Below are 11940 nucleotides of genomic sequence, written 5' to 3' on the forward strand. Positions count from 1 at the left end.
ATTAAAATTTATAACCTTTGTGCAGAGCAACAACGCCACCCGTTAGGTTTTTGAAACTGGTTTGTTCAAAACCCGCCGAATCCATCATATCTTTTAATGTATCTTGGTCAGGGTGCATACGAATCGATTCTGCTAAATATTGATAGCTGTCACCATCTTTAGCGACTAACTCACCCATTTTAGGAAGAATGTTAAAAGAATAAAAGTCGTAAGCTTTACTGATTAATTCGTGCTCTGGCTTGGAAAACTCTAGCACTAATAAGCGCCCCCCTGGTTTTAATACACGGTAAATAGAGCGCAGTGCCATGTCTTTATCAGTAACGTTACGTAAACCAAAGGCGATAGTGACAATATCAAAGGTATTATCTTCAAAGGGTAAGTATTGTGCGTTAGCTTGTACATATTCAATATTTTGTACTAAACCTTTATCGCGTAACTTATCTCGACCAACATTTAGCATTGAGCTATTAATATCAGCAAGAATTACCTTACCTTCGCGACCAACAAGTTGTGAAAATTTTGCGGTCAAATCGCCAGTACCGCCAGCTAAATCAAGCACCTTGTTACCTGGGCGTACACCACTTGCATCAATAGTGAAGCGCTTCCATAAACGATGAATGCCAAAAGACATTAAATCATTCATCACATCATATTGTGCGGCAACAGAATGAAATACACTGGCAACTTTTGACTCTTTCTCGTTTTTATCTACCGTTTGAAAGCCAAAATGCGTGGTGTTTTCACTTGCAGAATCTGAACTATTTTCCTGATGATTATCTTGTTGAGCGGTCATCTAACATTCACTTATCACTAAAATTACCGATAGTTTACCGCATTTTTTAGCAATTATTAACACTTCAAATCAAGTGGTGGTGTTTTTTATTAAATGGACTGTGCTGGTTAAACTTTATCCGTTAATTAATATGCGGTATTATGGTTAACATTATTGTTACAGGTAGCGACGTTATGAAGTTTTATTTATTTTTAGTTGTATTATTACTACAGGGGTGCCAGCAAAAACCAGCACCATTAGTCGCTAAAAACAGTAGTGAAAAAGTCGTTAACCATAAAATTATTTGTCAGCAATCAACGACTCCACCACTTAAGAATATCCAAAAGCTAAAAGAGATGTTAGTGACCAATGGCACCATTGACGCTTCATTATCTGAAGAAGAGATACAGCGCCAAGTCAATGCGTATATTCGTAAGAAAAATGCGGCCTTTAAAAGCTGTCAGAAATAAGAACTCATAGTAGGAAAACTCATGAAAATAGCACACTTATTAGGTTTGTTTTTGCTAATCAATAGCTTACCTTTACAAGCGAAAAATGTTGATAAGGTTAACGCTTTTTCTAAAAGTGCCCCAGCAGATGCAGGCGTTATAAATAAAGAGCGCATTCTCTATTGGTTAGAAAAAAGAGGTGAGTTGTCGATTAATGCAACGGATGAGCAGAAAAAACAAGCATTGACTGACTATCTGACTAAAAAGTCATTCAAGCCTAACGTATTGCCGTTAGCATTATCGAAGAAAGTCTCTGCAGCGGAAAGTTTTAATAGTCGTGAATTTCGTGAAAGTATGAGTTTTAATAACGAGTTGAAAAAAACTCAATTAGCACATCATTTATTACAAAGAACGGCCGATGCTGACGTTGAAACGACCGTTAATATTTTAGCGATACTTATCGATTTCAATGATCTCAAACATGATGAAAATGGCTTGACGTCTAATGATACTGATATGTTTTACCCAAATTATTCTGTTGCACATTACAATGAGCTTTTGTTCTCTGCAACAGGTTTTGACGGTCCTTCAGGGCAAAACATTGAATCAGCTTTCCAATATTACCAACATGAATCAGGTCAACAATTCTTCTTTACAGGTGGAGTTAACGGCTGGGTAACCGCGGCAAATGATGCCAGCTACTATGGTGGCAATGATGAAGAAACCGACAATGATAAAAATGTTAAGGAACTTGTTGTTGAAGCGGTAACGCAGCTTGTTGCTAATGGGCTTGATTTGTCGGATTACGATAAAACGGATTTGTTTGATTTTGATGGCGACGGCAATGTTAATGAGCCTGATGGTATTATCGATCATATTATGCTTTTTCATGCCAGCATTGGTGAAGAGGCAGGTGGGGGGAATTTAGCTGAAAATGCTATTTGGTCACATCGTAGTTTTGTGTTCAATGAAGCAGGAACACAACCTGCAGATATTCTTGGTTCAGATATTAAAGCTTTTGGTTATACGATTAACCCTATTGATGCTGCTCCCGGTGTTGTTATTCATGAATTTGGTCATGATTTAGGCTTACTTGATGAATACGATATTGACAGTAGTGATATTGGCGCACCTGTTTCAGAGTGGTCAGTCATGGCTTCAGGTACTTGGTTAGGTGCTCCTGCTGGAACTCGTCCCTCTGCTTTTAGCCCTTTAGCGCGAGATTATTTACAAGAGCGCTATCAAGGTAATTGGATTAACCAACGTGAAGTTAATTTCGCTACGTTAAATAATGAAAGTATCTCTTTGGTGAGCACGGTTGATCATACCGCAATTAACCAAATCAAGGTGAATTTACCTCCTTTAGCATTAGACTTTCCGGTGGCTTATGCCGGTGCATACCAATTTTATTCTGATAAAGGCAATATGTTAGAAAACAGTATGTCATTTTCTGTCGATTTACCTGCAGGTACTTCGACATTATCGATGAAAGCTCGTTGGGAAATTGAACAAGATTATGACTACGTGCAGGTGCTCGTCAACAATACAGCGATAAAAGGAAATAATACTAAAGACAGCAATCCTTACTACCCCTTGCTAGGAGAGTATCTCAGTGGAGAATCTGCCAGTATTGTTGGTGCAGAGGGCGACTTAAAATGGGTCGGCTTAACTTTTGACCTCTCTAGCTTTGCAGGTCAACGTGTCACGATTAAAGTAAATTATGTGACTGACCAAGCAGAAGGTGGTTATGGTTTTGTGACCGATGAAATAAAAGTAACCAATGGGGGAAGTGAGCTTATTATCATTGATGGCGAAACTGAAAACCAAGCAACATTGAATGGCTTTAGGCGATTATCTGATAAAGTTGCTGGTTTACCTCATCATTATTATATTCAATTACGCAGCCATACGAGCGTTGATAGTCGTTTAAAAAACATCGGTTATGATGCGGGTGTTTTACTTTGGTATCGTAATGATAATATTGCTGATAACAAAGTTGATGAACATGCGGGCAAGTTATTTATAGGCGTTGTTGATGCCGACCAAAATCTTGTTAAAGCTGTAAATGGTAGTTTCCGAAATTCAGCGTATCAGCTCCATGATGCTGCTTTTAGCTTGTATGATCAACAGCCATTTAGCGGTGACAGCCACAGTGTAGCGACAAGTTTATTTAAAGACTCCGATGATTATTCTTCACCGGAACAACCTGAGTCAGGTTTGATTTTACCCAAACTTGATTTTAGTATGCAGGTCGATTTGCAAAGCTCTGATAGTACCTCTACAACGGTAACACTTTCAAGTTCCACCGAGCCTTCTGATTTAAGCGTATCATTCACTCATTCAGCGAATGATTTAGCGGTGAACTTTACCTCAACCCCAGCAGGCGGCGATTCACAATATACCTATGCTTGGGATTTTGGTGATAGCAGTAGTAGTAATATACAAAACCCAAGTCACCTTTATACTCAGGCTGGAAATTATAATGTTGAATTAACGCTAACAGATAGTACGGGGCTTAGTATTAAAGCAGCACGTAGTGTTACTGTGAGTGCTGCGCCAGTGGTTGTGGTAGTGCCTCCGTCAAAAGTGAAAAGTTCAGGTGGCGGTGGCTCAATGGGGTTTGGTTTATTATTGGCTTTATGTTTTTTAAGAATCGTTAGAAAGTAATACACTGAGCTCAATATTAGCCTTTGCTTAAGCTTCAAATCTGAATGTTATATAAGGAAGCTTAAGCATTGGTAAAGTGTTCGCGTTCTCCCATCCATCGCTGAATAATAGCTTGGGCATTTTGTGGGTATTTCTTCCAAATAAGGTAAGCATGTTGCTGTACTTCTGGAATTAAATGCGCGTCTCTGAGCAAATCTGCTATTTTAAGATCGGCGAGACCCGTTTGCTTGGTCCCTAAAAATTCACCAGGCCCCCTTATTTCTAAGTCTTTTTGCGCAATAACAAAGCCATCATTACTTTCACGCAATACCGCTAAGCGTTTGGTTGCTGTTTTGGAAAGCGGGCTTTTATACATTAGTACACAATGTGAAGCGACCTTGCCTCGACCAACTCTGCCTCTTAGCTGATGGAGTTGGGCTAAACCTAAGCGCTCAGGATTTTCAATAACCATTAAGCTTGAATTGGGTACATCAACTCCTACTTCGATAACGGTTGTTGCAACAAGTAAGTTTAACTCGCCTTTTTTAAAAGCTTGCATTACCGACTGTTTTTCATCAGCTTTCATTCGTCCATGCACCAGACCAATTTTTAATTCTGTTAATTGTTCTTGTAAATAGACCGCGGTATCTTCTGCTGCTTGGCATTGCAATACCTCAGACTCTTCAATTAAGGTACACACCCAGTAAGCTTGTCGGTTGTCTTCTACACAGCCTTTTCGAATACGCTCAACGACATCATCTCGACGAGTATCGGGCAAGGCAATAGTGTTGATAGGGGTTCTTCCTGGGGGAAGTTCATCAATAACAGAGGTGTCTAGGTCAGCATAGGCAGTCATCGCTAAAGTACGAGGAATGGGCGTTGCTGTCATGATCAGTTGGTGTGGATAATTGCCGTCAAACGCGCCTTTCTCTCGTAACGACAAACGTTGATGTACACCAAAACGGTGTTGTTCATCAATAATGATCAGCGCCAATTTATTAAAGATGACTTTATCTTGAAACAAAGCGTGCGTACCAACAATCATCTGCATATTACCATTTTCGATATGCTCTAACGCGTGCCGTCTTGCTTTTGCTTTGGTTTTACCTGCTAGCCAACCAACACTAATCTCAAGCGGTTCAAACCAGTGTTGAAAATTAATGGCATGTTGTTCTGCCAATATTTCTGTTGGCGCCATTAAAGCAACTTGAAACCCTTCATTGATAGCGGTGAGTGCTGCGAGTGCTGCAACTAATGTTTTTCCTGAACCTACATCACCTTGCACCAAACGCATCATGGGCTTATCTTGGCTTAAGTCTTGACGAATTTCTTTAACAACTCTCGCTTGGGCATTCGTTGGTGAAAAAGGCAATGAAGCTAAGAACTTATCACTGACTTTTTCATTGTTAGTTAATGATACACAGCGGTGAACATCACTTGATTGGCGCAACTTCAGCATACTTAAATTATGCGCAAGTAGTTCTTCTTTGATTAAACGTAGTTGTGCAGGATGTTTACCTTCTTCTAATTGAATTACTGATGTTTCAGGTGGCGGGCGATGAATAAGCGCTAAGGCTTGTGCCAGTGAATAGTTTTGTAAATTAAATTCATCAGGTAATAACTCATCAACTTGACCACGCTGTAATCTAACTAATGCTTGTTCGGTTAAGTTGCGTAAGGTTATTTGTCGTAATCCATCCGTCGTTGGATAAACAGGTGTTAGCGTTTCTTCTACGGCCGTTAAAGGTTGGTCTTGATCAAGTAGTTTATACTCAGGGTGGATTATTTCAAAACCACGAGCACCACGTTTGATTTCACCGTAACAGCGAATACTTAATCCTAGTGCTAAATTGTTTTTTTGTGCCGCGGTAAAACGAAAGAAACGTAAGTTTACAGTGCCAGAGTCATCTTGAACCGTAACCAGTAGCATACGCGCTTTGCCATTGATTATTTGGCTACCAGTAATTTCGCCAATAATATTAGTGAAAACGCCAGGAAAGCAGTCACGTATAGCCGTGACACGCGTTCGGTCTTCATAACGATTAGGTAAATGAAAAAGTAAATCTTGAAGCGAGTGCAAGCCGACTTTTTCGAGCTTTTCAGCCATGCTTGGGCCAACACCTTTTAAACTGGTGATGGCTATTTGTGCAAGTTTTGCTAGCCCTGTTGACACGGATTTTAGTCCTTTTCTATCATTGACCTAAAAAATTTAGGTTTAAAAGTTCAGCAACACTAGGGTTAGTTATCGAGTGCTTTCCATGCCGCTTGGGTCATTTGCATCTGTTCCCACCATTGTTCAGAGGCGATGATTTGTCCTTCTTCATCAATTACTGGGTAAGGTAATCCCTTGCGTTTACAGGCTTCAGCGAAAATAGGATGGCCACCTTCGAATAAGAAGCGTTGACGACGGTTTTCATCAATACGAGGAGTGTTATACATTCCGGCTAATTGACGCTGGCGTTGTGCTTCATATAATACAACAGAACAGGCGACAGAAACATTTAACGACTGCACCATGCCCACCATAGGTATGACAATATGTTGGTCTGCCATTTCAAGCGCAATATCTGAAGCACCAAATTTTTCTTGGCCTAAAATGATAGCCGTTGGCTTGGTGTAATCGATTTCACGAAAATCAACAGCGTTATCAGAAAGGTTGGTGACTAAAACTTGCATGCCTTGCTTTTTTAATGCGTCAATTGCGTCGCTAGTTTTACTGTAGTTGTGAACATCTATCCAGTTTTGACTACCCGCAGCACTGCCACCACGGACTTCCATTTCATCACTTTTCCATATCGCATGCACATCACTAACCCCAATGGCATCGGCGGTGCGAACAACTGCCGCAAGGTTATGTGATTTATGTACTCCTTCCATGCAAACCGTTAAATCGGGTTGGCGTTTATCGAGCATCTTATTTATTCTTTCTAATCTTTCAGGTGTCATTACACTTCACATTTAAACTTTATGGTTCATTGTCTAAATAAATTTAAACAAGTCACTTATAAAACATAAGCTCATTGTTTAAATTTATTTGACGGCTTCCCCTAAAATTTAACTGTTATGTGTAACACTTATATTTAAGGGGTAATATACTTTAACGCTTAACGCTTAACGCTTAACGCTTGAATTAACCTACGTTAGGTAATTCCATCACGCCATCAATTTCAATTAATACGTCTTTTGGCAAACGAGAAACTTGCACAGCAGCCCGGGCAGGGTAAGGTTTTTGAAAGTACTGACTCATTACTTCGTTAACTGTTGCAAAGTTAGCTAAGTCCATCATGAAAATATTCACTTTAACCATATCGTTAATATTACCACCAGCGGCGTCACATACGGCCACTAGGTTTTTGAATACTTGGTGAGTTTGCTCGGTAAAATCATCAGAAACAACCATCATTGTTGCAGGAACGAGTGGGATTTGACCGGAAAGATAAACGGTATTATTAACTTTTACTGCTTGGCTGTATGTGCCGATTGCACTGGGTGCGTTATCTGTACTGATTATTGTTTTCATAATACTTCCTACTAGGTAATTTGTTATCTATGATTGACTATTTGTTGCGAACTACACGCTGAACATCAATCATTACTTTTATTTTGCGAATAATATCGGCTAAATGCACTCGGTTACGACAGGTTATTTCCATGTCAATTGCATAGAGGCCTGAGTCTTTTTCACCTGAATTTAGTGCATGAACGTTTGACTCACACTTAGCGACAACATTGGTTAAGGCCGCTAATGCACCTTGATGATTCATTATTTCAATACGTAACTTTGCAATGAAGTCTCGATTGATGTCGCTGTCCCACTTCACTGGAAATAAGCTACCTTGTTCATGGCCTTTAATGTTTCTACAGCCTTGCTGATGCACCATTAAACCTTTACCTGGGCTTAAGTAAGCAAGAATGGTATCCCCAGGAATAGGACGGCAACATTTACCATAGCTTACCAACATGCCTTCAGTGCCTTTTATTGGCATTTTTGTTTTACTGTTCGGATCGGCAAAGCCACTTTCAGCACTGTCTATAGTGAATTCATCGGTTAATCGTCTTGCTATACCTATGCTTAACGCATTGCCTAAGCCTATATTGACGAGTAGACCATCAAGATTGGTATTGCCTGTTTCCTTCACAACTTGATCAATTTTTGCTTGATCAATATCTTCAATCTTAACCTTACCTAAAGCATGACTCAATAAACGTCGCCCTAAACCATAAGATTCTGTTTGTTCTTGTGAACGCAGATAAGTACGAATTTGTAAGCGTGCTTTAGCCGTTACAACAAAGTTTAACCAAGTGGCATTCGGTCGAGCGGCAGAAGAAGTAATAACCTCAATGGTTTGCCCTGAATCAATAGCTCTACTTAATGGATAAGGTTTACGATCAACCTTAACGCCGACACATGAATTACCAACATCAGTATGAACAGCATAAGCAAAATCCACAGCAGTTGCGCCCATAGGTAATTCAATGATACGTCCGTCTGGCGTAAAGACATAAATTTCTTCAGGAAATAAGTCTGACTTTACATTTTCAATAAATTCAAATGAACTACCGGCACTTTGTTGTAATTCTAATAAACTTTGCATCCAACGACGCGCTTTCATTTGAGCTGTGGTGCCACTCTTATCGCCGTCTTGTTTATACAACCAGTGAGCTGCAACCCCTTTGTCTGCCATTTGATCCATATCTTGCGTACGAATTTGGATTTCAACAGGGATACCATGTGGACCAATCAGCGATGTGTGCAGCGATTGATAACCATTAGTTTTTGGAATAGCAATATAATCTTTAAAGCGGCTTTCAATCGGTTTGAATAAGTTGTGCACGGCGCCAAGCGTTCGATAACAATTATCGATTTTATTTTCTACGATGACACGAAAAGCGTATATATCCATGACTTCGTTGAACATTAATTCTTTATTGAGCATTTTTCGGTAGATGGAATAAAGGTGCTTTTCTCGACCAATAACTTGCGCTTCAATACCACTTTCTTTAAGGCGTGCAGTGATTTCTTGTTGAATGTTATTAATAATTTCTTTGCGATTACCACGGGCTTTTTTTACTGCCGACTTTAATGCACGTGCGCGCATCGGATAAAGGGCTTCAAAACCTAAAACTTCTAATTCACTTTTAATATCGTGAATACCCAAGCGGTTGGCAATAGGCGCATAAATTTCTAATGTTTCACGGGCAATACGTCGACGTTTATCTGGGCGTAAAGATTCAAGTGTACGCATGTTATGTGTGCGATCGGCAAGCTTGATAAGAATTACGCGAATGTCTTGCACCATGGCAAGTATCATTTTACGGAAATTTTCTGCTTGCATTTCTTCTTTATTATCAAACTTTAATTTATCAAGCTTACTCACGCCTTCAACTAATTCGGCAACGGTATAGCCAAATAATTCGGCTAACTCGTCTTTAGTTACTGGCGTATCCTCAATAACATCATGGAGTAATGCTGCCATTAAGGTTTCGTGGTCCAGGTGCATTTTTGCTAAATTTAAAGCAACTGCCACCGGATGAGTGATATAAGGTTCACCGCTTGAACGCATTTGCCCTTCATGCGCTTCACGCGCAACGAGGTAAGCTTGTTTTAATAAGTCAATTTGTACTTTAGAAAGATAGCTTGAAACAAGTTCTTTTAATGGTTCAAAAAGGTACACGCATTAAATCCTTGATGATTAAGCTGAACGGAACTATTACCGCCAGTCAAAGCTTTGAGTCAGAATTACACAATACGTTATTCGTTAAATACTGACAATAAAAAACGCGTATCATTAGTAATGATTACGCGTTTAGTTTTTATCTCGTCGCTATAAGGCGACAAAAGATTTTATAGCTGTGGTTGAGCGCCACCAACAATGGCTGCTACAGCAGCAAGCTCTGCAGAATCTTGCTGAACTTGTTCATGACGATCGCTACTGTTCATTACTTCAGTTGTGATTAAACCGGCTTCAATTTCACGTAAAGCGATAACGGTTGGCTTGTCATTTTCTGGATCAACTAAAGGCTCTTTACCGCCTGTGGCAATTTGACGAGCACGACGAGATGCGATTAACACCAAATCAAAACGATTGCCTACTTTTTCTACAGCACCTTCAACAGTTACGCGAGCCATTTGGTCACTCCAACTTAAAATTTATAAAATAGTGCCGTAGTTTACTGGGCTACAGCCGATTAAGCAAGATATAGTTCTATTTTAGGGACAATAATGACACAGTAATGTTAGTCCTTTAATAATTCTTCAAACATCGATTGATGCGTTATTGCTTGTTGCTGACATCTTAGACGTTGGTTGTTAACGATGGTGGTTAATTCGCTCAGTGCTTGAGTGAAGTCGTTATTAACAATAATGTAGTCGAACTCAGTGTAGTGTGAGCATTCTGCTTTTGCTTGTGCCATTCGAGACTTAATGGTGGCATCGCTGTCTTGACCTCGGTTCTTAAGGCGATTTTCAAGCTCAGCTTTTGAGGGCGGGCTAATAAAAATCGTGGTGACACTGGGTTGTTTTATCCGTACTTGCTTGGCGCCTTGCCAGTCGATATCAAGAAAAACATCAATACCTTGAGCAAGTTGCTTATCTATCGCAGATGCTGATGTACCGTAATAGTTACCAAAAACTTCAGCATACTCATAAAATTCATTTTGTTTAATCTGCTTTTGAAATTGATCAACACTAATAAAATGGTAATGTTCGCCATTATTTTCACCCGGACGAGGCGCTCGTGTGGTGTGAGAAACCGATACTTGCATTGGTCTGGCCGATTCTTGAGATAATAAGGCTTTAATTAAACTAGATTTTCCTGCGCCACTAGGTGCAGAAAGAATAAATAAATTACCGGGAGTTGTCACAATATTGCCTTTTAAAAGAGGTAAACACATAAATAATGTGCATTATAACGAATTGATAAGGTATTTCACCCCTAAAGTTGCAGCGTTCTGGGGGGATATGAGAATTAAAAAAGCCAGCTTTATTAAGCTGGCTTAACGCCTGGGTTTACCTATTGATTTTCTATCAAAAAATTTAGCTTTCCCAGTTTAAGATAACTTTACCTGAAAGACCTGAACGCATGGTATCAAAGCCTTTTTGAAAATCATCAATATCAAAATGGTGAGTGATAATAGGTGATAAGTCTAAACCTGATTGAATTAAGCTCGCCATTTTGTACCACGTTTCAAACATTTCACGGCCATAAATGCCCTTTATCGTCAAACCTTTAAAAATGACCTGACTCCAATCAATAGCCATATCTTGACCTGGAATACCGAGCATGGCTATTTTGCCACCGTTATTCATGTTTTCTAACATTGCAGTAAAGGCCATAGGGACCCCTGACATTTCCATACCGACATCAAAACCTTCAGTCATACCCAATTCGGTCATCACATCTGTTAAGTTTTCTGTACTTACATTTACAGCACGCGTAGCGCCCATTTTACGGGCTAAGTCTAAGCGATATTCATTAATGTCGGTAATAACAACATGGCGCGCACCAACATGCTTAGCGACTGCGGCAGCCATAATACCAATAGGGCCTGCGCCAGTAATAAGAACGTCCTCACCCACTAAGTCAAAAGATAAAGCGGTGTGAACAGCATTACCAAAGGGGTCAAATATTGCGGCTAAATCATCAGAAATTTCATCAGGTAATTTAAATGCGTTGTAAGCGGGTATCACTAAATACTCAGCAAACGAACCTGTCCGGTTAACACCTACGCCAACAGTATTGCGGCATAAATGCGTACGACCACCACGACAGTTTCTACAGTGGCCACAGGTAATATGCCCTTCGCCAGACACCCGGTCACCTAAAGTAAATCCTTTGACTTCTTGACCAATACCCACGACTTCACCCGCATATTCATGGCCAACAACCATGGGAACTGGAATGGTTTTTTGTGCCCACTCGTCCCAGTTGTAAATATGAATATCGGTGCCACAAATAGCGGTTTTTTTAATTTTAATTAATAAATCATTGTGACCCAGTTGTGGTTTTTCACTGTCGGTCATCCAAATGCCGGGTTCCGCTTTTAACTTTGCTAATGCTTTCATCGTGTTTC

10 protein-coding genes are annotated in these 11940 nt (G+C 39.9%); 2 read left to right on the forward strand and 8 right to left on the reverse strand.

Annotated features, from left to right (window positions below; all coding sequences use genetic code 11):
- Position 1 precedes the first annotated feature (1 nt).
- Positions 2–793, reverse strand: a complete 792-nt coding sequence (ubiE, locus tag H4J39_RS06540; protein WP_182226669.1) for a bifunctional demethylmenaquinone methyltransferase/2-methoxy-6-polyprenyl-1,4-benzoquinol methylase UbiE — start codon at positions 791–793, stop codon at positions 2–4.
- Positions 794–933: 140 nt separating this feature from the next.
- Between ubiE and H4J39_RS06545 the strand changes: the two genes are divergently transcribed.
- Both H4J39_RS06545 and H4J39_RS06550 read left to right on the forward strand, forming a co-directional pair.
- Positions 934–1242 (forward strand): hypothetical protein, encoded by a 309-nt coding sequence (locus H4J39_RS06545; protein WP_182226671.1) that lies wholly within the window; start codon positions 934–936, stop codon positions 1240–1242.
- 21 nt (positions 1243–1263) lie between these two features.
- Complete coding sequence (locus H4J39_RS06550) at positions 1264–3888, forward strand: immune inhibitor A domain-containing protein (protein ID WP_182226672.1); 2625 nt, start codon at positions 1264–1266, stop codon at positions 3886–3888.
- A gap of 61 nt (positions 3889–3949) precedes the next feature.
- Here H4J39_RS06550 and recG read toward each other — a convergent pair whose 3' ends face one another.
- The 7 genes from recG to tdh all read right to left on the reverse strand — a co-directional run bounded on the left by recG (position 3950) and on the right by tdh (position 11932).
- Positions 3950–6040, reverse strand: a complete 2091-nt coding sequence (gene recG / locus H4J39_RS06555) for an ATP-dependent DNA helicase RecG (protein WP_182226674.1) — start codon at positions 6038–6040, stop codon at positions 3950–3952.
- Positions 6041–6105: 65 nt separating this feature from the next.
- A complete protein-coding gene (gene trmH, locus H4J39_RS06560; protein WP_182226676.1) occupies positions 6106–6813 on the reverse strand; it encodes a tRNA (guanosine(18)-2'-O)-methyltransferase TrmH in 708 nt (235 codons plus the stop codon).
- Between the two features lie 184 nt (positions 6814–6997).
- On the reverse strand, positions 6998–7390 hold the full coding sequence (locus H4J39_RS06565; protein ID WP_182227052.1) for a RidA family protein: 393 nt from the start codon (positions 7388–7390) through the stop codon (positions 6998–7000).
- 34 nt (positions 7391–7424) lie between these two features.
- Positions 7425–9542 (reverse strand): bifunctional GTP diphosphokinase/guanosine-3',5'-bis pyrophosphate 3'-pyrophosphohydrolase, encoded by a 2118-nt coding sequence (gene spoT / locus H4J39_RS06570; protein WP_182226678.1) that lies wholly within the window; start codon positions 9540–9542, stop codon positions 7425–7427.
- Between the two features lie 170 nt (positions 9543–9712).
- Positions 9713–9997: a DNA-directed RNA polymerase subunit omega gene (gene rpoZ, locus H4J39_RS06575; RefSeq protein WP_182182330.1), complete on the reverse strand. Its 285-nt coding sequence runs from the start codon at positions 9995–9997 to the stop codon at positions 9713–9715.
- 107 nt (positions 9998–10104) lie between these two features.
- Positions 10105–10731, reverse strand: coding sequence for a guanylate kinase (gmk, locus tag H4J39_RS06580; protein WP_182226680.1), 627 nt, complete (start codon positions 10729–10731; stop codon positions 10105–10107).
- Between the two features lie 172 nt (positions 10732–10903).
- Positions 10904–11932: an L-threonine 3-dehydrogenase gene (tdh, locus tag H4J39_RS06585; protein WP_182226682.1), complete on the reverse strand. Its 1029-nt coding sequence runs from the start codon at positions 11930–11932 to the stop codon at positions 10904–10906.
- Between the last annotated feature and the right edge of the window lie 8 nt (positions 11933–11940).

It is taken from the genome of Colwellia sp. Bg11-12 (assembly GCF_014076955.1).
Lineage (GTDB): Bacteria > Pseudomonadota > Gammaproteobacteria > Enterobacterales > Alteromonadaceae > Colwellia_A.

Bases quoted from the DNA above. Each gene is read 5' to 3' on its own strand.
- ubiE (WP_182226669.1), bottom strand. From the start codon at position 793: ATGACCGCTCAACAAGATAATCATCAGGAAAATAGTTCAGATTCTGCA.
- H4J39_RS06545 (WP_182226671.1), top strand. From the start codon at position 934: ATGGTTAACATTATTGTTACAGGTAGCGACGTTATGAAGTTTTATTTA.
- H4J39_RS06550 (WP_182226672.1), top strand. From the start codon at position 1,264: ATGAAAATAGCACACTTATTAGGTTTGTTTTTGCTAATCAATAGCTTA.
- trmH (WP_182226676.1), bottom strand. From the start codon at position 6,813: ATGACACCTGAAAGATTAGAAAGAATAAATAAGATGCTCGATAAACGC.
- rpoZ (WP_182182330.1), bottom strand. From the start codon at position 9,997: ATGGCTCGCGTAACTGTTGAAGGTGCTGTAGAAAAAGTAGGCAATCGT.
- tdh (WP_182226682.1), bottom strand. From the start codon at position 11,932: ATGAAAGCATTAGCAAAGTTAAAAGCGGAACCCGGCATTTGGATGACC.